Annotated in this window: 36 protein-coding genes; all 36 read left to right on the forward strand. The window is 58.7% G+C overall.

What is annotated here, in order from left to right; translation table 11 throughout:
• Window positions 1–6 precede the first annotated feature (6 nt).
• The 36 genes from rplC (at window position 7) to ACP15U_RS10245 (ending at window position 23,319) form a co-directional block, all read left to right on the forward strand.
• Window positions 7–732: a 50S ribosomal protein L3 gene (gene rplC, locus ACP15U_RS10070; RefSeq protein ID WP_425045020.1), complete on the forward strand. Its 726-nt coding sequence runs from the start codon at window positions 7–9 to the stop codon at window positions 730–732.
• On the forward strand, window positions 729–1,346 hold the full coding sequence (rplD, locus tag ACP15U_RS10075; RefSeq protein ID WP_425045021.1) for a 50S ribosomal protein L4: 618 nt from the start codon (window positions 729–731) through the stop codon (window positions 1,344–1,346). Before rplC ends, rplD begins: the two co-directional genes overlap by 4 nt.
• Window positions 1,343–1,639, forward strand: a complete 297-nt coding sequence (locus ACP15U_RS10080) for a 50S ribosomal protein L23 (RefSeq protein WP_425045022.1) — start codon at window positions 1,343–1,345, stop codon at window positions 1,637–1,639. The genes rplD and ACP15U_RS10080 overlap by 4 nt, the downstream gene beginning before the upstream one ends.
• A gap of 117 nt (window positions 1,640–1,756) precedes the next feature.
• Window positions 1,757–2,512 carry a nuclear transport factor 2 family protein gene (locus ACP15U_RS10085; protein WP_425045023.1) on the forward strand — a complete coding sequence of 252 codons (756 nt, stop codon included), beginning with the start codon at window positions 1,757–1,759 and terminating at the stop codon, window positions 2,510–2,512.
• Between the two features lie 304 nt (window positions 2,513–2,816).
• Window positions 2,817–3,659 (forward strand): 50S ribosomal protein L2, encoded by an 843-nt coding sequence (rplB, locus tag ACP15U_RS10090; protein WP_425045024.1) that lies wholly within the window; start codon window positions 2,817–2,819, stop codon window positions 3,657–3,659.
• Window positions 3,660–3,662: 3 nt separating this feature from the next.
• Window positions 3,663–3,941 (forward strand): 30S ribosomal protein S19, encoded by a 279-nt coding sequence (gene rpsS / locus ACP15U_RS10095; RefSeq protein WP_425045025.1) that lies wholly within the window; start codon window positions 3,663–3,665, stop codon window positions 3,939–3,941.
• Window positions 3,942–3,944: 3 nt separating this feature from the next.
• On the forward strand, window positions 3,945–4,325 hold the full coding sequence (gene rplV / locus ACP15U_RS10100) for a 50S ribosomal protein L22 (RefSeq protein WP_425045026.1): 381 nt from the start codon (window positions 3,945–3,947) through the stop codon (window positions 4,323–4,325).
• Entirely contained in the window at window positions 4,325–5,032 is a 708-nt protein-coding gene (gene rpsC, locus ACP15U_RS10105) for a 30S ribosomal protein S3 (protein WP_425045027.1), read from the forward strand. The genes rplV and rpsC overlap by 1 nt, the downstream gene beginning before the upstream one ends.
• Window positions 5,033–5,044: 12 nt before the next feature.
• A complete protein-coding gene (gene rplP / locus ACP15U_RS10110; protein WP_425045028.1) occupies window positions 5,045–5,458 on the forward strand; it encodes a 50S ribosomal protein L16 in 414 nt (137 codons plus the stop codon).
• Window positions 5,459–5,592: 134 nt separating this feature from the next.
• Complete coding sequence (locus tag ACP15U_RS10115; protein WP_425045029.1) at window positions 5,593–6,213, forward strand: 2OG-Fe(II) oxygenase family protein; 621 nt, start codon at window positions 5,593–5,595, stop codon at window positions 6,211–6,213.
• A 212-nt stretch (window positions 6,214–6,425) separates the two neighbouring features.
• Entirely contained in the window at window positions 6,426–6,632 is a 207-nt protein-coding gene (gene rpmC / locus ACP15U_RS10120; protein ID WP_010437082.1) for a 50S ribosomal protein L29, read from the forward strand.
• A 4-nt stretch (window positions 6,633–6,636) separates the two neighbouring features.
• A complete protein-coding gene (gene rpsQ / locus ACP15U_RS10125; protein WP_024088546.1) occupies window positions 6,637–6,867 on the forward strand; it encodes a 30S ribosomal protein S17 in 231 nt (76 codons plus the stop codon).
• Between the two features lie 76 nt (window positions 6,868–6,943).
• Window positions 6,944–7,312, forward strand: a complete 369-nt coding sequence (rplN, locus tag ACP15U_RS10130; RefSeq protein ID WP_039523372.1) for a 50S ribosomal protein L14 — start codon at window positions 6,944–6,946, stop codon at window positions 7,310–7,312.
• A gap of 2 nt (window positions 7,313–7,314) precedes the next feature.
• Entirely contained in the window at window positions 7,315–7,626 is a 312-nt protein-coding gene (rplX, locus tag ACP15U_RS10135) for a 50S ribosomal protein L24 (RefSeq protein ID WP_425045030.1), read from the forward strand.
• On the forward strand, window positions 7,619–8,182 hold the full coding sequence (gene rplE / locus ACP15U_RS10140) for a 50S ribosomal protein L5 (protein ID WP_425045031.1): 564 nt from the start codon (window positions 7,619–7,621) through the stop codon (window positions 8,180–8,182). Before rplX ends, rplE begins: the two co-directional genes overlap by 8 nt.
• A gap of 18 nt (window positions 8,183–8,200) precedes the next feature.
• Complete coding sequence (gene rpsN, locus ACP15U_RS10145; protein WP_425045032.1) at window positions 8,201–8,506, forward strand: 30S ribosomal protein S14; 306 nt, start codon at window positions 8,201–8,203, stop codon at window positions 8,504–8,506.
• A gap of 13 nt (window positions 8,507–8,519) precedes the next feature.
• Window positions 8,520–8,912, forward strand: coding sequence for a 30S ribosomal protein S8 (gene rpsH / locus ACP15U_RS10150; RefSeq protein WP_425045033.1), 393 nt, complete (start codon window positions 8,520–8,522; stop codon window positions 8,910–8,912).
• Between the two features lie 11 nt (window positions 8,913–8,923).
• Window positions 8,924–9,457 (forward strand): 50S ribosomal protein L6, encoded by a 534-nt coding sequence (gene rplF / locus ACP15U_RS10155; RefSeq protein WP_425045034.1) that lies wholly within the window; start codon window positions 8,924–8,926, stop codon window positions 9,455–9,457.
• Between the two features lie 11 nt (window positions 9,458–9,468).
• Window positions 9,469–9,828, forward strand: a complete 360-nt coding sequence (gene rplR, locus ACP15U_RS10160) for a 50S ribosomal protein L18 (protein WP_425045035.1) — start codon at window positions 9,469–9,471, stop codon at window positions 9,826–9,828.
• Between the two features lie 151 nt (window positions 9,829–9,979).
• Complete coding sequence (gene rpsE / locus ACP15U_RS10165) at window positions 9,980–10,549, forward strand: 30S ribosomal protein S5 (RefSeq protein ID WP_425045036.1); 570 nt, start codon at window positions 9,980–9,982, stop codon at window positions 10,547–10,549.
• A 12-nt stretch (window positions 10,550–10,561) separates the two neighbouring features.
• Window positions 10,562–10,750: a 50S ribosomal protein L30 gene (gene rpmD / locus ACP15U_RS10170; protein WP_008559881.1), complete on the forward strand. Its 189-nt coding sequence runs from the start codon at window positions 10,562–10,564 to the stop codon at window positions 10,748–10,750.
• 214 nt (window positions 10,751–10,964) lie between these two features.
• A complete protein-coding gene (locus ACP15U_RS10175) occupies window positions 10,965–11,174 on the forward strand; it encodes a hypothetical protein (RefSeq protein ID WP_425045037.1) in 210 nt (69 codons plus the stop codon).
• Between the two features lie 214 nt (window positions 11,175–11,388).
• Entirely contained in the window at window positions 11,389–11,862 is a 474-nt protein-coding gene (gene rplO, locus ACP15U_RS10180; RefSeq protein ID WP_425045038.1) for a 50S ribosomal protein L15, read from the forward strand.
• A gap of 110 nt (window positions 11,863–11,972) precedes the next feature.
• Window positions 11,973–13,340 (forward strand): preprotein translocase subunit SecY, encoded by a 1,368-nt coding sequence (secY, locus tag ACP15U_RS10185; protein ID WP_425045039.1) that lies wholly within the window; start codon window positions 11,973–11,975, stop codon window positions 13,338–13,340.
• Complete coding sequence (locus ACP15U_RS10190) at window positions 13,337–13,978, forward strand: adenylate kinase (protein ID WP_425045040.1); 642 nt, start codon at window positions 13,337–13,339, stop codon at window positions 13,976–13,978. The genes secY and ACP15U_RS10190 overlap by 4 nt, the downstream gene beginning before the upstream one ends.
• Window positions 13,979–14,175: 197 nt before the next feature.
• A complete protein-coding gene (rpsM, locus tag ACP15U_RS10195; RefSeq protein WP_425045041.1) occupies window positions 14,176–14,544 on the forward strand; it encodes a 30S ribosomal protein S13 in 369 nt (122 codons plus the stop codon).
• Window positions 14,545–14,559: 15 nt separating this feature from the next.
• The gene (rpsK, locus tag ACP15U_RS10200) at window positions 14,560–14,949 is read left to right on the forward strand and encodes a 30S ribosomal protein S11 (RefSeq protein ID WP_425045042.1); all 390 of its coding nucleotides are present in this window, start codon (window positions 14,560–14,562) and stop codon (window positions 14,947–14,949) included.
• A 114-nt stretch (window positions 14,950–15,063) separates the two neighbouring features.
• Window positions 15,064–16,080 carry a DNA-directed RNA polymerase subunit alpha gene (locus ACP15U_RS10205; protein WP_425045043.1) on the forward strand — a complete coding sequence of 339 codons (1,017 nt, stop codon included), beginning with the start codon at window positions 15,064–15,066 and terminating at the stop codon, window positions 16,078–16,080.
• A 118-nt stretch (window positions 16,081–16,198) separates the two neighbouring features.
• Window positions 16,199–16,624: a 50S ribosomal protein L17 gene (gene rplQ, locus ACP15U_RS10210; RefSeq protein WP_425045044.1), complete on the forward strand. Its 426-nt coding sequence runs from the start codon at window positions 16,199–16,201 to the stop codon at window positions 16,622–16,624.
• 163 nt (window positions 16,625–16,787) lie between these two features.
• The gene (locus ACP15U_RS10215; RefSeq protein WP_425045045.1) at window positions 16,788–18,170 is read left to right on the forward strand and encodes a trypsin-like peptidase domain-containing protein; all 1,383 of its coding nucleotides are present in this window, start codon (window positions 16,788–16,790) and stop codon (window positions 18,168–18,170) included.
• Window positions 18,171–18,173: 3 nt separating this feature from the next.
• Window positions 18,174–19,487 (forward strand): replication-associated recombination protein A, encoded by a 1,314-nt coding sequence (locus tag ACP15U_RS10220; RefSeq protein ID WP_425045046.1) that lies wholly within the window; start codon window positions 18,174–18,176, stop codon window positions 19,485–19,487.
• A gap of 95 nt (window positions 19,488–19,582) precedes the next feature.
• Window positions 19,583–20,389 carry a crotonase/enoyl-CoA hydratase family protein gene (locus ACP15U_RS10225; protein WP_425045047.1) on the forward strand — a complete coding sequence of 269 codons (807 nt, stop codon included), beginning with the start codon at window positions 19,583–19,585 and terminating at the stop codon, window positions 20,387–20,389.
• A gap of 118 nt (window positions 20,390–20,507) precedes the next feature.
• Window positions 20,508–20,888, forward strand: coding sequence for a fluoride efflux transporter CrcB (gene crcB, locus ACP15U_RS10230; RefSeq protein ID WP_425045048.1), 381 nt, complete (start codon window positions 20,508–20,510; stop codon window positions 20,886–20,888).
• Window positions 20,885–21,928 (forward strand): RluA family pseudouridine synthase, encoded by a 1,044-nt coding sequence (locus tag ACP15U_RS10235; protein ID WP_425045049.1) that lies wholly within the window; start codon window positions 20,885–20,887, stop codon window positions 21,926–21,928. Before crcB ends, ACP15U_RS10235 begins: the two co-directional genes overlap by 4 nt.
• Window positions 21,925–22,599, forward strand: a complete 675-nt coding sequence (locus ACP15U_RS10240) for an HAD-IA family hydrolase (protein ID WP_425045050.1) — start codon at window positions 21,925–21,927, stop codon at window positions 22,597–22,599. Before ACP15U_RS10235 ends, ACP15U_RS10240 begins: the two co-directional genes overlap by 4 nt.
• Window positions 22,600–22,614: 15 nt before the next feature.
• A complete protein-coding gene (locus tag ACP15U_RS10245) occupies window positions 22,615–23,319 on the forward strand; it encodes an ATP12 family chaperone protein (RefSeq protein ID WP_425045051.1) in 705 nt (234 codons plus the stop codon).
• The last annotated feature ends 75 nt before the right edge of the window (window positions 23,320–23,394 follow it).

The following is a 23,394-nucleotide window of genomic DNA, read 5'->3' on the forward strand; positions in this document are numbered from 1 at the left end:
TAGATTATGCGCTCTGGTATTCTCGCAAAGAAAGTCGGCATGACCCGGCTGTTCATGGAAGACGGCAAGCAGATCCCTGTCACCGTTCTTGAGCTGGACGGCCTGCAGGTTGTTGCCCAACGCACCACCGAAAAGGACGGCTATACTGCTGTTCAGCTCGGCGCCGGTTCATCCAAGGTCAAGCGTGTCTCGAAGGCGATGCGTGGCCATTTCGCAGCCGCGAAAGTTGAACCCAAGCGGAAGCTGGTGGAATTTCGTGTTTCCGAAGACGGCCTGATCGACGTTGGCGCCGAAATCTCGGCTGAACATTTTCTGGATGGCCAGAAAGTGGACGTGACCGGAACCTCGATTGGTAAAGGTTTCGCCGGTGCCATGAAGCGGCACAACTTCGGCGGCCTGCGCGCGTCGCACGGTGTTTCGATTTCGCACCGTTCGCACGGTTCGACCGGTCAGTGTCAGGATCCCGGCAAGGTGTTCAAAGGCAAGAAGATGGCTGGCCACATGGGTGCGGCCCGCGTGACCACTCAGAACCTCGAAGTGGTCAAGACCGACGCCGATCGTGGCCTGGTCTTCATCAAGGGCGCCGTTCCCGGCTCCAAGGGTGGCTGGGTAACCGTCAAGGATGCCGTCAAGAAGAAAGCCCCCGAAGGCCTGCCGTTCCCGGCGGCCCTGAAAGGCGCTGCAACCGAAGCACCGGCGGAAGAAGCTGCCGCGGAAGGTGGTGAAGCATGAAACTTGATGTGATCAAACTGGACGGCGCCAAGGCCGGCAACATCGAGCTCGACGCAGATCTGTTCGGTCTGGAGCCGCGTGCGGACATCCTGCACCGCGTGGTCCGCTGGCAGCGCAACAACGCGCAGGCTGGGACCCACAAGGTCAAGACCCGTTCGGAAACGTCCTACTCGAAAAAGAAGATCTATCGCCAGAAGGGTACCGGCGGCGCACGCCACGGTGACCGGAACGCGCCGATCTTCCGCAAGGGTGGTATCTACAAGGGCCCGACCCCGCGTAGCCACGGCCACGAGCTGACCAAGAAGTTCCGTAAGCTGGGCCTCAAGCACGCCCTGTCGGCCAAGGCCAAGGCAGGTGAGCTGGTCGTGATCGAAAACGCCGAAGCAGAAGGCAAGACTGCCGCTCTGGCCAAGCAGGTTGCAAACCTGGGCTGGAAGCGCGCTCTGGTCATCGACGGCGCCACCGTGAACGAAGGGTTCCTGAAAGCGTCCAAGAACATCGAAGGTCTGGATATCCTGCCGTCGATGGGCGCAAACGTCTATGACATCCTCAAGCGTGACACTCTGGTGATCACCAAAGCGGGTGTCGAAGCACTGGAGGCTCGCCTGAAATGAGCGCTAAAGCAGAACACTATGATGTGATCCGCAAGCCGATCATCACCGAGAAATCGACCATGGCATCCGAAAATGGTGCGGTTGTTTTCGAAGTGGCGATCGACTCGAACAAACCCCAGATCAAAGAGGCCGTCGAGGCGCTGTTTGGTGTGAAGGTCAAGGCGGTCAACACCACCATCACTAAGGGTAAGGTCAAACGTTTCCGCGGCCAGTTGGGCAAGCGCAAAGACGTGAAGAAGGCCTATGTGACCCTCGAAGAAGGCAACACGATCGACGTGTCCACCGGACTCTGATCGCCGCTTTCGCGTTAGACAACGAAGAGCCCCTCGCTTCAGGCGGGGGGCTTTTCTTTTGGGCACATGTCAGGCCAACGTGTCGAGTAAGGCCTGTTGGCGAGGGGAGGGAACCGTATGTCCAAGCGGGATCTGATTCAGAAGTTGCTAAAAGGGATCGAATCCGGGGATGCTGCGGCGGCAGCGGTTGTGAACGAAGAAAAGTACATTCAGCACAATCCCCAGACGCACGAAGGAAGCGAAGGACTGGCGACCTTGTTCGCCAGATTGTCCAAAACCGATCCCAAGGTGACTTTCGTTCGGGTGTTCGAGGACGGTGATTTTGCCTTTGCCCACAACGAATACGACTTCTCCAGCCTGCGAGTGGCATTCGAGGTGTTTCGTTTCGAAGGAAATAAGGCCGTCGAACATTGGGACAACATCCAGCTTATGCAAGGGCCGAACCCGTCCGGGCGCTCAATGCTGGATGGAGAAACCACGATCGAAGACCTTGAAAAGACAGAAGCCAATCGCGCACTTGTCCGAACCTACGTGGAGCAGGTTCTGATTGACCGAAACCTGAGCCGCCTCACGGATTTTGTCGCGTCGGATTTGATTCAGCACAGCCCGGAGATCGCGGACGGGATCGGTGAATTGGAAAAAATGTTGCTCAGGACCGATGGGGCGGCGTTTTCCATTTGGTATGACAAGTTGCACTTGGTGCTTGCCGAAGGGAATTTCGTGCTGTGCCAATGCGAGGGTCACTTGAATGGCGTGCACACGAGTTTCTATGATTTGTATCGCGTCAAGAATTCAATGATTGTCGAGCACTGGGACACGATTGAGACAATTGTTCCTCGCAAAGAATGGAAGAACACCAACGGAAAGTTCTGACCTTTGGATCAGGTCGAGCTTTGGGTGAAAAAGCCCAGCCAGTTGGTGTCTTCTCTGGGGCAGCCGGCATCCAAAACCGCCGTGTCGTTGCTAAGTTGGAAAAAGAGTCGCCTGCATATGGACAGGGTGACGCTTCCCGGCTATATCGCACCAGTCGCACGGCCTCAGATTCGTTCTGGGGCCGGTTGCTATTTAACCGGGGACCTTCGGGGCCCTAAAGATTGGGCACCTACGGGGGCCTCACACATAGCGGGTCCAAAGACAAAAACCTAAGGACCTGCACGCTAAACGGAAGACAGAAAGCATGGCACTCAAGTCGTACAAGCCGACGACGCCGGGCCAGCGCGGGCTGGTGCTGATCGACCGTTCGGAGCTTTGGAAAGGGCGTCCGGTCAAATCTCTCACTGAGGGTCTGACCAAATCGGGCGGCCGGAACAACACCGGACGGATCACCTCTCGCCGCCGTGGCGGTGGCGCAAAGCGTCTCTACCGGATCGTTGACTTCAAACGGAACAAATTTGATGTAGCGGCAACCGTCGAACGGATCGAATACGACCCGAACCGGACCGCATTCATCGCACTGGTCAAATATGACGACGGCGAGCGCGCCTACATCCTGGCGCCGCAGCGTCTGGCTGTTGGTGACACCGTAGTCGCCGCTGCCAAGGCCGATATCAAGCCGGGCAACGCAATGCCGTTTTCGGGCATGCCGATCGGTACCATCGTGCACAACATCGAGATGAAGCCCGGCAAGGGCGGTCAGATCGCACGTGCAGCCGGCACTTATGCCCAGTTCGTCGGTCGTGACGGCGGCTATGCCCAGATCCGCCTGAGCTCGGGCGAACTGCGCATGGTCCGTCAGGAATGCATGGCCACCGTAGGTGCTGTGTCGAACCCGGACAACTCGAACCAGAACTACGGTAAAGCCGGTCGTATGCGCCACAAGGGCGTTCGTCCGTCGGTCCGTGGTGTCGTCATGAACCCGATCGACCACCCGCACGGTGGTGGTGAAGGCCGGACGTCTGGTGGCCGTCACCCGGTTACGCCGTGGGGTAAGCCGACCAAGGGTGCACGCACTCGCAACAAGAACAAAGCGTCCAGCAAGCTGATCATCCGCTCGCGGCACGCCAAGAAGAAGGGGCGTTAACAAATGTCTCGTTCTGTATGGAAAGGTCCTTTCGTTGACAGCTACGTGCTTAAGAAAGCCGAAGCTGCACGTGAATCGGGCCGCAACGAAGTCATCAAGATCTGGTCGCGTCGTTCCACCATTCTGCCCCAGTTCGTGGGTCTGACATTTGGTGTGTACAACGGCCACAAGCACGTTCCCGTGCTGGTCAGCGAAGACATGATCGGTCAGAAGTTCGGTGAATACTCGCCGACCCGTACCTATTACGGGCATGCTGCCGACAAAAAAGCGAAACGGAAGTAAGTCATGGGCAAGGAAAAGAACCCCCGCCGCGTGGCTGAAAACGAAGCAATGGCCAAGACCCGTATGCTTCGCACCAGCCCGCAGAAACTGAACCTGGTGGCTGCTATGATCCGTGGTCAGAAGGTTGAAAAGGCTCTTAACGACCTGACCTTCTCGAACAAGCGGGTAGCGCAGGACGTGAAGAAATGCCTTCAGTCCGCCATCGCGAATGCCGAGAACAATCACAACCTGGACGTCGACGAACTGATCGTCGCCGAAGCCTGGGTTGGCAAGAACATGGTCATGAAGCGCGGTCGTCCGCGGGCCCGTGGCCGGTTCGGCAAGATTTTGAAGCCGTTCTCGGAGATCACCATCAAGGTGCGTCAGGTAGAGGAGCAAGCCTAATGGGACATAAAGTCAATCCGGTCGGCATGCGCCTGCAGATCAACCGCACCTGGGACAGCCGCTGGTACGCTGATACCAAGGATTACGGGAACCTCCTGCTGGAGGACTTGAAAATCCGCGAGTTCGTCAAGGAAGAATGCAAGCAGGCCGGCATCGCCCGCGTGATCATCGAACGTCCGCACAAGAAGTGCCGTGTGACCATTCACACAGCGCGCCCGGGCGTGATCATCGGCAAGAAAGGCGCTGACATCGAAGTGCTCCGCAAGAAGCTGGCAGCAATGACAGACTCGGAACTGCACCTCAACATCGTCGAGGTTCGCAAGCCCGAGCTGGATTCGCAGCTGGTTGCAGAGTCGATTGCTCAGCAGCTGGAACGTCGTGTTTCCTTCCGCCGCGCGATGAAGCGTGCCGTGCAGAACGCCATGCGCATGGGTGCCCTGGGTATCCGGGTGAACGTCGCTGGTCGTCTGGGCGGTGCTGAAATCGCACGGACCGAATGGTATCGCGAAGGCCGTGTGCCTCTGCATACCCTGCGTGCCGACATCGATTACGCGCATTCCGAAGCGATGACGCCCTACGGGATCATCGGGATCAAGGTCTGGATCTTCAAAGGTGAGATCATGGAGCACGATCCTCAGGCACGTGACCGCAAGGCACAAGAACTCCAGGACGGTCCGGCCCCGCGTGGCGCCGGTGGCCGCCGCTAAGGAGGGAGAGACATGCTTCAACCAAAGCGTACAAAATTCCGCAAGATGCAGAAGGGCCGGATCAAAGGCCTGGCAAAAGGCGGAAGCGACCTGAACTTCGGCACCTACGGCCTCAAGGCGCTCCAGCCGGAGCGCGTAACGGCCCGTCAGATCGAAGCCGCACGTCGTGCAATGACCCGTCACATGAAACGTCAGGGCCGCGTTTGGATCCGGATCTTCCCGGATACCCCGGTTACCTCCAAGCCTACCGAAGTCCGTATGGGTAAAGGTAAAGGTTCGGTGGATTTCTGGGCCGCCAAGGTCAAGCCCGGCCGCGTCATGTTCGAAATCGACGGCGTCGAAGACGGCATCGCCCGTGAGGCTCTGCGCCTTGCCGCGATGAAGCTGCCGATCAAGACCCGTATCGTGGTTCGCGAAGACTGGTAAGGTCGCCGGAGTGCCAACTCCGCCTTATCGAAGATTGCCCTCGCCGGTTTCTCCGGCGGGGGCTTTTCGTTTCCGGGCCTTTTATTCTGAAACTCTTTCTCGCCCCGCCCTGAAAGGTGGGGTATCAGGGCGGCATGCCTCAGATTGAATCACTTTTCGCAACCCGCCTGTATCATGCTGTCCTTTCCGAGTTCGATCCGAGGATCGATCCGGAAGAATTGGAAAGTTCCTGTCTTGTTATCGCCGAGGATGACGAAGCCGGACAGGAGTGGTGCGAGCAGAATGGTTATCCCGGTTACACCAGCTATGCGTCGCTGACGGATTTGCCTTGGCGGTTTCCGATCTTCGCGGATCTCGTGAAGTCGCTGGATCGCCACGTTGCCGCTTTTGCCGAAGATCTTGAGTTCGATCTCGACGACCGTGCACTGAAACTGGAAGATCTCTGGATCAACATCTTGCCAGAAGGTGGGATGCACGCCAGTCACATTCACCCGCATAGTGTAATCTCGGGCACGACCTATGTAACCATGCCCAAGGGCGCCAGCGCCCTAAAGCTTGAGGATCCGCGATCTGGCCGCATGATGGCAGCCCCGGTTCGGCGCAAGGGCGCGCGCCGCGAGTTACAACCCTTTATCTATGTGAAGCCTGAAGTAGGGGATGTCCTGCTCTGGGAAAGCTGGCTACGCCACGAGGTTCCAATGAATATGGCTGAGGAAGAACGGATCAGTGTCAGCTTCAACTATCGTTGGGATTGAACCCCCGGTTCTCATGCAAATCGAAACCCCGAAATCCGCTCCAGCCGGGTTCATGGAAACTTTCGCTTGCCACCCCCATTTGAACCCCCTATAGAGCGGCATCCTGCATTCCCCCGGCCGAGTCGGGGGATTCGCATGTCTATCATTCATCCACCAGGTCCAAGGTGACCCTGAAAAGGGGCCTTCTGGTGTTTTGAGCAAAGGAAAAGGCGATGAACGCCCAAGAACTGCGTGACAAGACCCCGGACCAGCTCCGCGAGGAACTGGCCAACCTGAAGAAAGAAAGCTTTAACCTGCGCTTTCAACAGGCGACCGGTCAGCTGGAAAACACTGCCGGCATCAAAGCGGCTCGCCGCAATGCTGCTCGTGTGAAAACCATTCTGAACGAAAAGGCCGCTGCTGCGGCATCGGAGGAGTAATCCTATGCCCAAGCGTATCCTTACCGGCACCGTAACCAGCGATGCCAACGCACAGACCGTAACCGTATCCGTCGAGCGCCGCTTTACGCATCCGGTTCTGAAGAAAACCATCCGTAAGTCCAAGAAATACCGGGCTCACGATGAAAAGAACGCCTTCAAGGTCGGCGACTCAGTACGCATCATCGAATGCGCGCCGAAATCGAAGACGAAACGCTGGGAAGTTCTGGAGGCGTAAGCCCCCGGAGCTTTTCCATTTGTCGAAACCCTGGGGGAACTAACAAGACCAGCCCCCACAGGTCGGGAGAAACCACATGATCCAGATGCAGACCAATCTGGATGTCGCTGACAACTCCGGCGCACGCCGAGTTCAGTGCATCAAGGTCCTGGGTGGTTCCAAGCGTAAATACGCCTCCGTAGGCGACATCATTGTCGTCTCGGTGAAGGAAGCCATCCCGCGCGGCCGCGTGAAAAAAGGTGACGTCCGCAAGGCCGTCGTCGTACGCACCGCCAAGGAAGTCCGCCGCGAAGACGGTACCGCGATCCGTTTTGATCGCAACGCAGCCGTCATCCTCAACAACAACAACGAGCCGATCGGTACCCGTATCTTTGGCCCGGTTGTTCGTGAGTTGCGCGGCAAGAACTTCATGAAAATCATCTCGCTGGCTCCGGAGGTGCTGTAATCATGGCTGCTAAACTCCGCAAAGGCGACAAGGTCGTCGTGCTGGCCGGCAAGGACAAGGGCAAGGAAGGCACCATTGCTTCCGTAGACCCGCAGGCCGGCAAAGCTGTTGTTGATGGCGTGAACGTCGCCATCCGTCACACCCGCCAGTCGCAAACTTCGCAAGGTGGCCGCCTGCCCAAGGCCGTGCCGGTCGACCTGTCGAACCTTGCTCTGCTGGACAAGAACGGCAAGGCAACCCGCGTCGGCTTCCGTATGGAAGGTGACAAGAAGGTTCGTTTCGCCAAGACCACGGGGAACGTGATCGATGCTTGATTCCGCAAACTATACCCCGCGTCTGAAGGCGCAGTATGTCGAAACCATCCGCGCAGCTCTGAAAGAAGAGTTCGGCTACAAGAACGACATGATGATCCCGAAGCTGGACAAAATCGTTCTGAACATCGGTTGTGGTGCCGAAGCGGTGAAGGACAGCAAGAAGGCCAAGTCGGCTCAGGAAGACCTGACCGCCATCGCTGGCCAGAAAGCGCTTGTTACCAAGGCCAAGAAGTCGATTGCTGGCTTCCGTGTTCGCGAGGACATGCCGATGGGTGCCAAGGTGACCCTTCGCGGTGACCGGATGTACGAATTCCTTGATCGCCTGATCACCATCGCGCTGCCGCGCGTACGTGACTTCCGCGGCGTCTCGGGTGCTTCTTTTGATGGTCGTGGCAACTATGCCATGGGCATGAAAGAGCACATCGTGTTCCCCGAAATCGATTTCGACAAGGTCGACGAGGCATGGGGTCTGGACATCGTAATTGCCACCACAGCGAATACCGACGCTGAAGCAAAGGCGCTGTTGAAGCAATTCAACATGCCCTTCAACAGCTAAGCGCGGGAAGGAAAGAACATGGCTAAGAAAAGCATGATCGAACGCGAGAAGAAGCGCGAGCGCCTGGTGGCCAAATATGCCGCAAAGCGTGCCGAACTCAAAGAGATCGCGAATGACGAAAGCAAGCCGATGGAAGAGCGTTTCAAAGCGCGTCTGAAACTGGCGAAACTGCCGCGCAACAGCTCGGCTACACGTCTGCACAACCGTTGTCAGCTGACCGGTCGTCCGCATGCGTATTACCGCAAGCTGAAAATTTCGCGTATCGCGCTGCGGGAACTGGGCTCGAATGGCCAGATCCCCGGCATGGTGAAATCGAGCTGGTAAGGGAGAGAACGATATGAACGATCCTATCGGCGATATGCTCACCCGTATCCGCAACGCTCAGATGCGTGGCAAGAGCACCGTATCGACCCCCGCCTCGAAACTGCGTGGTTGGGTTCTGGACGTGTTGGCGGACGAGGGCTACATCCGTGGCTATGAAAAGACGACCGGAACCAACGGTCATCCTGCCATCGAGATCAGCCTGAAATACTACGAAGGCGCACCTGTCATTCGCGAACTGAAGCGGGTTTCCAAGCCCGGTCGTCGCGTTTACATGGGCGTCAATGACATTCCGCAGGTCCGTCAGGGTCTGGGTGTGTCGATTGTCAGCACTCCGAAAGGTGTGATGTCGGACGCGAACGCTCGCACCAACAATGTTGGCGGCGAAGTGCTCTGCACCGTCTTCTAAGGAGGTCTGCAATGTCTCGTATTGGTAAGAAACCGGTCGAGCTGCCCAGCGGCGTTTCCGCTGCTGTGTCGGGCCAGACCATCGAAGTGAAGGGTCCCAAGGGCACCCGCAGCTTCACTGCAACCGACGATGTGACCATCGTGGTCGAAGACAACGTGGTCAGGATTGATCCGCGCGGCAAGTCCAAGCGGGCTCGCCAGCAGTGGGGCATGTCCCGCACCATGGTCGCCAATCTGGTGACCGGCGTGACCGAAGGCTTCAAGAAAGAGCTGGAGATCCAGGGTGTGGGTTACCGGGCCCAGATGCAGGGCAACTCCCTGAAACTGAACCTCGGCCTGTCCCACGACGTTGACTATGTTGCGCCCGAAGGCGTGACCGTCACTGCGCCGAAGCAGACCGAAATCGTTGTCGAAGGCATCGATGAACAGAAAGTCGGTCAAGTCGCTGCGGAGATCCGCGCCTGGCGGAAGCCCGAGCCTTACAAAGGCAAGGGCATCCGGTACAAGGGCGAGTACATCTTCCGCAAAGAAGGCAAGAAGAAGTAAGGACGCTAACAATGGCAAACAGCAAACGCACACTGTTTCTGAAACGCCGTCTGCGCGTTCGGAACAAGCTCCGCAAAGTCAACGCAGGCCGTCCCCGGCTCAGCGTGCACCGTTCGAACAAGAACATCTCCGTGCAGCTGATCGACGACGTGCGCGGCGTGACTCTGGCAGCGGCCTCGTCCCTGGAAAAAGATCTGGGCGTGGTTGGCAAGAACAACGTCGAGGCGGCCTCCAAGGTGGGCGCGGCTATCGCCGAACGGGCCAAAAAGGCCGGTGTCGACGAGGCTTATTTCGACCGCGGTGGCTTCCTGTATCACGGCAAGGTGAAGGCTCTGGCCGACGCCGCGCGTGAAGGCGGGCTGAAGATCTAAGGACCTGCGGGTGGCCCTCGGGCCGCCCCGATGATCCGGGCTCTGGCGCCTGTCCGCTTTGCGGGGCGGGTCGACCGGAAGGAGCACTAGGATTGGACAAACCGGCGCCCAAACAAAACGAATGGGGGCCATCAGAGAAAGGGATGCCTCAATGGCAGAACGTGAAAACCGCCGGGGCCGTGGTCGCGATCGCGACGAAGCGCCGGAATTTGCAGATCGCCTGGTTGCGATCAATCGTGTGTCGAAAACCGTCAAGGGCGGTAAGCGTTTCGGCTTTGCAGCTCTGGTTGTCGTAGGCGATCAGAAAGGCCGTGTCGGCTTTGGTAAGGGCAAGGCGAAAGAAGTGCCCGAGGCCATCCGCAAGGCAACCGAGCAGGCCAAGCGTCAGATGATCCGCGTGCAGCTCAAAGAAGGCCGCACTCTGCATCACGACATCGAAGGTCGTCACGGCGCCGGCAAAGTGGTCATGCGGACCGCCCCGGAAGGTACCGGAATCATCGCAGGTGGTCCGATGCGTGCCGTGTTCGAAATGCTGGGCGTCAAGGACGTTGTGTCCAAGTCGATCGGCTCGCAGAACCCTTACAACATGATCCGCGCCACCATCAACGGCCTGCAGAAAGAGCAGTCGCCGCGGTCTGTGGCTCAGCGTCGTGGTAAGAAGGTTGCCGACATCCTGCCCAAGCGGGATGAAGCACCTGCCGCTGAAGCAGCTGAAGCGTAAGGAGACGCCACCATGGCAAAAACCATCGTCGTCAAGCAGATCGGCTCGCCGATCCGTCGCCCCGCAGATCAGCGCGCAACGCTGGTTGGTCTGGGTCTGAACAAGATGCACAAGACTCGTGAGCTCGAGGATACCCCCTCGGTCCGCGGCATGGTCAACAAGATCCCGCATCTCGTTGAAATCATCGAAGAGCGCGACTGAACGCAGCTTCGTTGACTGAATTTTGGAAACGCCTCCGGGAAGCCGGGGGCGTTTTTCCGTTTGGACCCGGACAGATAACCCATGCCGATTCTGCATAGCGGCAAGACCGAACTGTGCATTGTTGGAGAACCTGCGCGACCATAGTTCATTTGCCAGAAACAACCGGTCGCAGGGCATGGGGCTTTGCGGCATCGCCAGTAGAAAGAAAACGACTATGGCACATGTAATCACAACCGCTCCGGTAACTTTCAACCTGCTTGCCCGCGTTCGCGCCGCCTATGATGCATTCAGGGCATCCCGCGCCCGCAGGGCGTCTTTCGATCAGGCATTTGGCGAGCTGCAATCGCTGTCGGATGATGAATTGAAAGAGTTCGGGTATCACCGTTCAGACCTGATGGATCTCGCCCGAAGCGCAATCCGCTGAACCGATCAACAGAACGAATTTCGGGCGCCGGTGCGGCGCCCTTTTTTGTGGGCAGCTGACGGCAGCACATTCGCAGCGTTTCAGGCTCTTGATCGTGACTTGTCTTGGGTGTAAACGCTCCCGGTGGCTCATCGGGTCACAAGAATCAAAACCAAGAAACGCCGTGGTTGGCCCAACACGCTTCGGGGGTCACATCCGGCAAAGGAGAAGCGAAATGAAACTGCATGAACTGCGCGACAATCCTGGCGCCACCAAGAAACGCACCCGCGTTGGCCGCGGTCCGGGCTCTGGCAAGGGCAAGATGGGTGGCCGTGGTATTAAAGGCCAGAAATCCCGTTCGGGTGTGTCGATCAATGGCTACGAAGGCGGCCAGATGCCGCTCTATCAGCGCCTGCCCAAGCGTGGCTTCAACAAGCCTAACCGCAAGGCATTTGCCGTTGTGAACCTTGGCCTGATCCAGAAGTTCGTCGACGCCGGCAAGCTGGACGCCAAGTCCGCGATCACCGAAGACGTGCTGGTCGAAACCGGCATCGTACGCCGTAAACTGGACGGTGTCCGCATTCTTGCCAAAGGTGAGATCACTGCCAAGGTCGACCTTGAAGTGACCGGTGCCTCGAAGGCTGCCGTGGAGGCAGTTGAGAAGGCGGGTGGTTCTCTGAAGGTTACGCAGGCTGCTGCGGCAGAGTAATGGCTTGTGAGCGGGCCTCGACCCGCTTACATAGACCCTGAAGTTTTCCTGAAATGCCGCCCGAGCCGGAAAACGGTTCCGGGCGGTGTTTGCATAAGAAAGACCGATTGATGGTATCAGCAGCAGAACAAATGGCGGCAAACACAAGTTGGTCCGCTCTTGGCAAGGCCACAGATCTGCGCAACCGCATCCTGTTCACCCTTGGGCTACTGATCGTTTACCGCCTTGGTACCTTCATTCCGGTGCCCGGGATCGACGGTGCGGCCCTGCGGGAATTCATGGAGTCTGCGGGTGCGGGTATCGGTGGCATGGTTTCGATGTTTACCGGTGGCGCACTGGGGCGTATGGGTATCTTTGCCCTTGGGATCATGCCCTACATCTCGGCCTCGATCATCGTGCAACTGCTGACGGCGATGGTGCCTTCTCTTGAACAACTCAAGAAAGAAGGCGAGCAAGGCCGCAAGAAAATCAATCAGTATACCCGCTACGGCACCGTGGCTCTGGCAACCGTTCAGGCCTATGGCCTCGCCGTTTCGCTGGAATCGGGCGATCTCGCAACCGATCCGGGCATGTTCTTCCGCATGTCGACGATGATTACACTGGTCGGTGGCACAATGTTCCTGATGTGGCTTGGCGAGCAGATCACCGCCCGCGGGGTCGGCAACGGTATTTCGCTGATTATCTTCGTTGGTATCATCGCCGAAGTTCCTGCGGCTCTGGCCCAATTCTTCGCCTCGGGCCGGTCCGGTGCTCTGAGCCCGGCCGTAATCGTCGCGGTGATCCTGATGGTTGTTGCCACAATCACGTTCGTGGTCTTCATGGAACGCGCTCTGCGCAAGATTCATATTCAGTATCCGCGCCGTCAGGTGGGAATGAAGGTCTATGACGGTGGCTCCAGCCACCTGCCGGTTAAGGTCAACCCGGCCGGTGTTATCCCGGCAATCTTCGCCAGCTCGCTGCTGCTTCTGCCGGTGACAATCTCGACCTTTTCGTCGGGCGCTGCCACTGGACCCGTGATGTCCTGGCTGCTCGCCAATTTCGGTCCCGGTCAGCCGCTGTATCTTCTGTTCTTCGTGGCGATGATCGTGTTCTTCGCGTATTTCTATACGTTCAACGTTTCGTTCAAACCCGACGACGTGGCGGACAACCTGAAGAACCAGAACGGTTTCGTGCCGGGTATCCGTCCGGGCAAAAAGACTGCCGAGTATCTGGAATACGTTGTGAACCGCGTGCTGGTTCTGGGCTCCGGCTATCTGGCTGCAGTGTGTCTTCTGCCGGAAATCCTGCGCGGTCAGTTCGCCATTCCATTCTATTTCGGCGGCACGTCGGTACTGATCATCGTCTCGGTCACCATGGATACAATCCAGCAGGTGCAAAGCCATCTTCTTGCGCACCAATATGAGGGGCTGATCGAGAAGTCACAGCTGCGCGGTAAGGGCGGCAAGAAACGCGGTAAACGGAGCCCGTCTCGTCGATGAACATCATTCTGTTGGGCCCGCCGGGTGCGGGCAAAGGCACCCAGGCTCGGCATCTTGTCGACACCCGCGGCATGATCCAGCTCAGCACCGGCGACATGCTGCGTGCAGCACGGACCAGCGGAACCGAGATGGGGAAGAAAGTTGCCGAGATCATGGATTCCGGCAAGCTCGTGACCGATGAGATTGTGATAGGCCTGATCGAAGAACAGCTGACCTCTCAGGCAGGCGCAGGCTTCATTTTCGACGGCTTCCCCCGCACGCTTGCACAGGCTGATGCCTTGGCCGCCTTGCTTGCCAAGCTGGGCCAGTCGCTCCACACGGTTATTGAAATCCGTGTCGATGACGAAGCACTTGTCGCGCGAATTTCTGGCCGGTTCACCTGTGGCACCTGTGGCGAGGTCTATCACGACCAGACCAAGCCGACGACCAAGGAAGGCGTTTGCGACAACTGCGGTGGCACCGAGATGGTGCGGCGCGCAGATGACAATGCGGAAAGCCTGCGCACCCGGCTGATGGAATACTACAAGAAGACCTCTCCGTTGATCGGATACTATTATGCCAAGGGTGACCTTCGCCCGGTAAACGGCATGTCCGACATCACCGAGGTCACCGCTTCGGTCGAAGCTATTCTCGGGTAGCGTTGGGCAGGGGTTGACGGCCCCGCAAAAAGCCTCTACCCACCCCCATCCCTTAGGGACATGATTCCTGCGGGCAGATTCGTTTGCCCGCGTGAGCACCTCAGAAAATGCTGGACCCTCTGGCGGCACTGCCATGGTCAAGTGTTGTGAAAAAAGGTTCTGGAGCTACGGAACCGCAACGAAAAGGAAAGTGACACGTGGCACGTATTGCCGGCGTAAACATCCCGACTGCCAAACGGGTACCTATCGCCCTCACCTATATCACCGGAATCGGTAACACCTCGGCCAAGGCGATCTGTGACGCCGTCGGCATCGAGGCCTCTCGTCGTGTAAACGAACTGAGCGACGCCGAAGTCCTGAAAATCCGCGAGCATATCGACGAGAACTATTCCGTCGAAGGCGACCTGCGCCGTGAAGTTCAGATGAACATCAAGCGCCTGATGGACCTGGGTTGCTACCGCGGCTTGCGTCACCGCCGCAACCTGCCGGTTCGCGGTCAGCGCACCCACACCAACGCCCGCACCCGCAAGGGCCCGGCGAAGCCGATCGCCGGCAAGAAGAAATAAGGGAGGGCGCACAGAATGGCACGTGATAAAACCCGCGTTCGTCGTAAGGAACGCAAGAACATCGCCACTGGCGTGGCGCATGTGAACTCGACCTTTAACAACACCAAGATCCTGATCTCGGATGTGCAGGGCAACGCGATCTCGTGGTCGTCCGCTGGCACCATGGGCTTCAAGGGTTCGCGTAAATCGACCCCTTACGCTGCTCAGCTGGCCGCCGAAGATGCTGGCCGCAAGGCTCAGGAACATGGCGTCAAAACGCTGGAAGTCGAAGTTCAGGGCCCCGGTTCGGGTCGTGAATCTGCGCTGCGCGCATTGGCTGCCGTGGGCTTCAACATCACGTCGATCCGCGACGTGACGCCGATTGCTCACAATGGCTGCCGCCCGCCGAAGCGCCGCCGCGTCTAAGCGAAAAAGAACACCTACTGGGGCCACGTGTTTTGCGCGGCCCCAGTCCGTCATTTTGAAACCTCGGGCGTCTGGGCCAATGGACATGGGGCACAGGCAGGAATGGAGGGACGCATGATCCACAAGAATTGGGCAGAACTGATCAAGCCTACCCAGCTGGAAGTGAAGCCGGGCAATGATCCCGCTCGTCAGGCCACGGTAGTGGCCGAACCGCTGGAACGTGGCTTTGGCCTGACGCTGGGCAACGCCCTGCGCCGCATTCTGATGAGCTCGCTTCAGGGCGGCGCCATCACCAGTGTTCAGATCGACAATGTTCTCCACGAGTTTTCCTCGGTCGCCGGTGTGCGCGAGGACGTGACCGACATCATCCTGAACCTCAAGCAGGTTGCCCTGCGCATGGAAGTCGAAGGCCCCAAGCGCCTTTCGATCAATGCCAAGGGTCCGGCTGTGGTGACTGCAGGTGATATCAGCGAAAGCGCCGGTATCGACGTACTGAACCGCGAGCATGTGATCTGCCACCTCGACGACGGCGCTGACCTGTTCATGGAACTGACCGTGAATACCGGCAAGGGCTATGTTTCCGCTGACAAGAACAAGCCTGAGGATGCACCCATCGGCCTGATCCCGATCGACGCGATCTATTCGCCGGTCAAGAAGGTCTCGTATGACGTGCAGCCGACCCGTGAAGGGCAGGTTCTGGATTATGACAAGCTGACCATGAAGATTGAAACCGACGGCTCGATCACGCCAGAGGACGCTGTGGCTTTCGCTGCCCGTATCCTTCAGGATCAGCTGTCGATCTTCGTCAACTTCGACGAGCCCGAAGCGGCTGGCCGTCAGGACGAGGATGACGGGCTCGAGTTCAACCCGCTTCTGCTCAAGAAAGTGGATGAACTGGAACTGTCTGTCCGTTCGGCAAACTGCCTGAAGAACGACAACATCGTTTATATTGGCGACCTGATCCAGAAGACCGAAGCCGAGATGCTACGCACTCCGAACTTCGGCCGTAAGTCGCTGAACGAGATCAAGGAAGTGCTGTCCGGTATGGGCCTGCACCTCGGCATGGATGTCGAGGACTGGCCGCCCGATAACATCGAGGATCTCGCTAAGAAATTCGAAGACGCGTTCTAAACGCGTCTTCGACAATGCCCGGGTTGCCGGGGAAAGCATGGGCATCTCCGCCCCAAGGAGAGCTCCTGACACGCATCGGGAGCCAGACAAAGCAAAACTCGAAAGAAGGAATTGAACAATGCGTCACGCACGAGGCTATCGCCGCCTGAACCGCACCCATGAGCACCGCAAGGCCCTGTTTGCGAACATGGCCGGATCGCTCATCGAACATGAACAGATCAAGACCACCCTGCCCAAGGCCAAGGAACTGCGCCCGATCATCGAAAAGCTGATCACTCTGGGTAAGCGCGGTGATCTGCACGCCCGCCGCCAGGCCGCCTCGCGCCTGAAGGAAGACAAGGACGTGGCAAAGCTGTTTGAAGTTCTGGGCCCGCGCTACAAGGACCGTCAGGGTGGCTATGTCCGCATCATGAAGGCCGGTTTCCGTTATGGTGACATGGCTCCGATGGCGATCATCGAATTCGTCGATCGCGATGCCGACGCCAAGGGCGCGGCCGACAAGGCGCGCGTGGCTGCCGAAGAAGTGGCCGCCGACGAAGAATAAGAAGTCGGGTAAAGCACCCATCTTCAGCCCCGTGCCGGAAGGCGCGGGGCTTTTCTTTTTGACAGAAGCCAATGCCTGTAGCGATCCGTCAGACGCAGCAAGTTGCTTGCAATCCACCGATCGGCCCCGCATATCCCATTGGCAAGGGTTCAAAGGGGGGCTCATGTTTCGCATCCTGCTTTCGCTTCTGACCTTGATGATGGCAGTTCCGGCTCAAGCCGAAACGCGGGTTCCGCAATCGCAGGCCGAGATTGGCTTGGGGTTTGCTCCTGTGGTCAAGCGCGCTGCTCCGGCGGTGGTGAACATCTATGCCAAGATCGTGACCGAAGAGCAGGATAACCCGTTCTTTTCCGACCCGTTCTTCCGCGACTTCTTTCGTGGTTTCGGCGCACCCAGACCACGTGAGCGCGGGTCGCTCGGTTCAGGTGTGATCCTGTCGGACGATGGTTATGTGGTTTCGAACTACCATGTCGTCGGGATGGCCTCCGAGATTCGCGTGGTGACCACAGATCGACGCGAGTTTGGCGCTCAGGTCGTATTGGGGGACGAAGAAAGCGATATCGCAATCCTCCGATTGGAGGATGCCGACAAGCTGCCGTCGCTTTCCCTGCGTGATTCCGATCTGGTTGAGGTTGGCGAACTGGTTCTGGCAATCGGCAACCCCTTTGGGGTCGGGCAGACCGTCAGTTCCGGAATCGTTTCCGGTTTGGCCCGATCTGGTGCGGCTACGGGCAATGCGCGGGGGTATTTCATTCAGACCGATGCACCTATCAATCCCGGAAACTCTGGAGGAGCCCTGATCGACGTGAATGGCGATCTGATTGGTATCAACACTTCGATTCTCAGCCGGTCTGGCGGATCAAACGGTATTGGCTTTGCAATTCCGGCCAATCTCGTTGCCGAGTTTCTAAAACAGGCAAAATCCGGAAATGAGATCTTTCGACGCCCTTGGGCGGGGATGGCTGGGCAGCCAATGACCGCCGATATTGCCGAGTCGCTGGGGCTGGCTTTGCCGGTCGGTGTCGTCATCTCGGAACTGCATCCCGAAAGCCCGGTGTCCGCGGCCGGTTTAAGGGTCGGTGACGTGATAACACATGTGGATGGCGAAGAGGTGAACTCGCCTTCGGAAATGAAGTTCCGCATGTCCGTCTCGGGGATTGGCGGAACCTCCCGACTGACCCACCTGCGCGGCGGCCGGGCGCATGAGGCAAAGGTGGATCTGATCGTTGCACCGGACGAGCCCCCGTCGGAAGAGACCGAACTCGACGATCGCACGGTTTTACCTGGCCTGACCGTGGCGCGACTGAACCCTGCGGTGATATCCCGGTTTGGGCTGCCGTTGATGGCAAACGGGGTGATCGTCCTTGACCCCGGCCCATTCGGAGCTCGGGCCGGATTGCAACCGGGGGATATTCTGGCTGCAATAAACGGCGAAGAAATCTTGCGCCCTCGGGATGCGGACAAGGCTCTGACCAGACCTGGGCGATGGGTCCAGGTGGATCTGTTGCGCCGCGGTCAGCGTATGTCTTTGCGATTCCGGCTCTGACTCATGGGCGATCTGTTCCACACAGAAAGCGGGAATGACGTCGAGCCGCCGCGCCCGCTTGCTGACCGGCTGCGCCCCAAAACTCTGGCTGAAGTCATCGGACAGGAACAGGTTCTGGGGCCGGAGGCGCCGCTCGGGGTGATGCTGTCCTCTGGCTCGCTCTCCAGCCTTGTCTTCTGGGGTCCGCCGGGGGTCGGAAAAACCACCATCGCCCGGCTTCTCGCGCAGGAAACGGATCTGCATTTCGTTCAGATCAGCGCGATCTTCACCGGTGTTCCCGATCTGAAGAAAGTGTTCGAAGCGGCCAAAATCCGTCGGCAGAACGGGCAGGGGACACTCCTCTTCGTTGACGAGATCCACCGCTTCAACAAGGCCCAGCAGGACGGATTTCTGCCGCACATGGAGGACGGGACGATCCTTCTTGTCGGGGCCACAACCGAGAACCCCTCGTTTGAACTGAATGCCGCTGTTCTGAGCCGGGCACAGGTTCTGGTGCTGGAACGATTGGGCCTTGCCGATCTTGAGCGTCTGACCCAACGCGCTGAAAAGGAGCTGGATCGTAAACTGCCTTTGACGCCTGCGGCCCGAGATGCGTTGTTTGAGATGGCCGATGGCGATGGCCGCGCATTGCTCAATCTGATTGAGCAGGTCGCGGCGTGGCAGGTCAAGGAGCCGCTGGATTCTGAGGCACTCGGTTCGCGGCTCATGCGCCGAGCGACCAAATATGACAAGTCGGGTGATGAGCATTACAACTTGATATCAGCGCTGCACAAATCTGTGCGTGGGTCAGATCCGGACGCGGCGCTCTATTGGTTTGCGCGGATGTTGCAAGGGGGCGAGGATCCCCGGTTCCTTGCTCGCCGTATCACACGTATGGCGGTCGAGGATATCGGTCTTGCCGATCCACAAGCACAGACACATTGCCTGCATGCTTGGGAAGTCTATGAACGTTTGGGCAGTCCCGAGGGCGAACTGGCACTTGCACAGGCCGTGGTCTACATCGCGCTCGCCCCGAAATCGAACGGCGCCTATGTCGGCTACAAGGCTGCGATGCGGTTGGCCAAACAATCGGGCAGTGAACCGCCGCCCAAGCATATCCTCAATGCTCCTACTTCGCTGATGAAGGATCAGGGCTATGGGTCGGGCTATGCCTATGACCACGATGCCGAGGACGGATTCTCGGGCCAGAACTACTTCCCCGAAGGCATGAAACGCCCGGTTCTCTACCAGCCAGTCGAACGTGGTTTTGAGCGCGAGTTGAAAAAACGCGTCGCGTATTTTGCGCGGTTGCGTGAACAGCGCGGCCGGGACGACTGACGCGGGGTCGCGTTCATCGCTACCCGGCGTCACAGATGACTTGTGACAGCGATGTGGTTTCCCTTTCGACATTCAATTTCGGGGAGGAAACTGGAATGCCTGTATCAGTAGAGAAATCCGCAGACGTCTGGACCATTGTGCACGACCGCCCGGATGCACGAAATGCTGTCGATACTGAACACGCCCATGCTCTGGTCGATGCCTTTGCTGCGTTCGAAGAAGGGCCGGCGAACGTTGCGGTGTTCTGGGGTAAGGGGGGCAATTTCTGTGCCGGTTGGGATCTGAAACTTGCCTCCTCATTATCGGATCCGAACAGGCGAGATGCCTATTTCGAAGCTCATGCCTTTCCGGTCGGGTCGGCGCCGGTCGGGCCTGGCGCTTTGGGGCCATCACGGATGGAGCTTTCGAAACCGGTTATCGGGGCCATCGAAGGCGCTGCTGTTGCGGGCGGCATGGAACTGGCACTGTGGTGCGATATCCGTGTCATGGCCGAAACCGCTTACTTGGGCGTGTATTGCCGCCGCTGGGGGATCACGCTGATGGATGGCGGTTCAGTTCGGTTGCCGCGTCTTGTCGGGCAGGGCAAGGCCTTGGAAATCGCCTTGACCGGGCGCAAGGTCGAAGCCGAAGAATGCGCACGTATTGGGCTTGCGGAACAGGTGGTGCCGCATGGTGAAGCACGCGCCGCCGCCGAAGCAATGGCCCGCGAAATCGCCCGCTTCCCGCAAGAAGCAGTGCGAGCCGACCGCCGTTCCATCATCGAGACGCGCGGCATGCCGGTGCGCGAGGCACTGAAGGTGGAATGGGCTAACGGGCTGGAAGCGATCAGAAGGGAAGGCACGGCAGGTGCCGGCCGATTCCGCGACGGTGCCGGGCGTCACGGGGATTTCGGGAATATCTGACGAAAGGCAGAGCGGCCAGGCGGCGACCTGACCGTGTGAGAGTGCATCCTGACCGGGCCGAGCCGGGGTGGGACGCGGGAAACTTGACATCCCAGCCCGTGCGCGCGAGAGACCGCCCATGATTTCTGCACTCATACACGTAGCGCTTGGTGGCGCGGCCGGGGCGATGGCGCGGTTCCTGACCGGAATGGGCGTGCTGCGCTTGTTCGGACCGCAGGAATTCCCGATTGCCATCATCCTTGTCAACGTCGTGGGATCATTTCTGATGGGTGTCTTCGTGGTGGCCGCATCTCATCGCGGTCTGACCCATCTGAGCCCGCTGATCATGACCGGTTTCATGGGGGGCTTCACCACCTTTTCGGCGTTTTCGCTTGAGGCGGTGACGCTCTATGAACGCGGCGCAATGGGGCATGCCGCGCTGTATGTGCTGCTGTCTGTCGGCCTTTCGATCGGGGCATTGTTCGCCGGACTTTTTCTGGCTCGAGGAGTATGGGCATGAGTGGTGTTCAGATGATTAGCGTTGGCGACGGCGACGGCGATCAGCGCCTGGACCGCTGGTTACGCAGGGCCTATCCGCATGTAAGCCAGGGTCGGATCGAGAAGATGTGCCGCAAGGGCGAGTTGCGGGTGGATGGCAGCAGGGTGAAAGCGTCGACCCGGTTGGAGGTCGGTCAGGTTGTCCGGGTGCCGCCGCTGCCCGACACGGACCACAAACCTGCCGCACCGAAACGCGCCGTATCTGACGCCGACGCCAAGATGATCCGGGATTGCGTGATCTACCGTGACGACGACGTGCTTGTGCTGAACAAACCGGCGGGCCTTCCGGTGCAGGGCGGAAGTGGCCAGACACGCCATGTGGATGGGCTCTCGGAGGCGCTGAGGTTCGGATATGACGAAAGTCCGCGCCTTGTTCACAGGCTCGACAAAGACACGACCGGCGCGCTTGTCATGGGGCGCACCCGCGAAGCTGCCAAGGGTTTGACGGCCGCCTTCCGCCACCGAAACACCCGCAAGATCTACTGGGCTCTGGTGGCAGGTGTTCCGACACCCTATCTGGGCGAGATCAAGACCGGGCTGGTGAAAGCACCGGGCCACGGAAAACGTGGCGAAGGTGAAAAGATGATCGCGATCCATCCCGGCGAGATTGATGACACACCGGGCGCCAAGCGGGCGCACACACTGTATGCCACACTGTTTCGGGTGGCCGGGCGTGCATCTTGGGTGGCGATGGAGCCGGTAACCGGGCGTACACATCAGCTCAGGGCGCATATGGCCGGCATGGGCCATCCGATCATCGGCGACGGAAAGTATGGCGGTTCAGGGCAGGAAAATCTCGGCGATGGCTGGGGGGCGCAGCTTGGCGGAATCATTTCCAAGAAACTGCATCTACATGCGCGTCGCCTGTCTTTCGAGCATCCGGTTACCCGCAAGATGATCACCGTGACGGCCCCCTTGCCGGATCACATGAAAGAAAGCTGGCAGACATTCGGGTGGAGCGAGGATCTGGCCGAGGACGATCCTTTTGAGGGATTGCTGTGAGCAATCCGCTGCAATTGGTGCTCTTCGACGTGGATGGCACTTTGGTGGACAGTCAGGCCAGCATCGTGTCGGCCATGACCGGTGCATTTGACGCGATCAACATGGCGGTGCCTGCGCGCAAGGCGATCCTGTCAATTGTCGGTCTGTCCTTGCCGCAGGCCATGGCGAGCTTGGCTCCGAACAGTGACGCGGCCGTCCATCAACGCCTCGTTGTCGCTTACAAGGAGTCCTATTTTGCGCAACGCCAGCAGCAGGGTGCATCACATTCCCCTCTGTATCCCGGCGCTCTGGATGTGTTGGAAACATTGCATTCGGTTCCCGATATCCTCCTCGGTGTCGCGACGGGAAAGTCGAAACGGGGGCTGGATGCCCTGATCGAGGCACATGGGCTGGAACGTTTCTTTGTCACCCGTCAGGTGGCGGATTTTCATCCGTCGAAACCGCACCCGTCGATGATCGAGACAGCACGTGCAGAAACCGGAGTCGAAACAGGCCAGACCGTTATGATCGGCGATACCAGCTTTGACATGGATATGGCCGCCGCCGCCGGGGTGAAGGGCATCGGGGTCAGCTGGGGATATCACCCTCCTTTAGACCTGCATCGCGCAGTTTGCGTAGTCGATAGATTTGATGAATTGCCACCTGCAATCCGTCAGGTCCTCAGCCAATGATCTGGATGTGAAACAATGAGTGATTGGAAACCGAAACGCTTCTGGAAGGGTAGTGCAGTTGTCGAAGCCGATGGCGGTTTCACCGTTGAGCTAGACGGTCGACGGGTAAAGACACCGGCCAAGGCAGCGTTGATCCTGCCGACCCGGCCAATGGCCGAAGCGGCCGCGGCCGAATGGGACGCGCAGGAGAAAGAGGTCAATCCTGAAACCATGCCGGTGACGCGCTCGGCCAACGCTGCCATCGACAAGGTCAGCGTGCAGCATGACGAAGTTGCCGAGATGCTGGCGGCTTACGGTGATTCGGATCTGCTGTGCTATCGGGCGGACTCACCCGAGGCGCTCAACAGGCGACAGGCGGATCAATGGGATCCGGTGCTGGATTGGGCGACAACGGAATTCGGTGTTCGACTTGAACCGCGGGTCGGCGTGATTCATGCGCCGCAGGATAGCTCGGCTTTGCAATCCTTGTCTGCCGCGGTGCACGCGCTTGATGATTTTAGGCTCGCGGCCTTTCACGATCTGGTAAGCCTGTCCGGCTCATTGATCCTTGGTTTCGCCGCGGCTCGGGGTTGGCGTGGCGCCGACGAAATCTGGTCTTTGTCGCGTCTTGACGAGAAATGGCAGGAAGAGCTGTGGGGCGAAGACGAGGAAGCGACGCAGCAGGCCGAGTTGAAACGGCAGGCATTTCTGCACGCTAAACGGTTCTACGACCTCGCATAATGAGCCGCGCAGCCCAAATTTAGGGGGGCTGCCCTTGGGTCAAGCATATGCAGAACCATTGATTTCCCTGATCCA

This window comes from Primorskyibacter sp. S87, assembly GCF_049801055.1.
Classification (GTDB): domain Bacteria; phylum Pseudomonadota; class Alphaproteobacteria; order Rhodobacterales; family Rhodobacteraceae; genus JBNAGF01.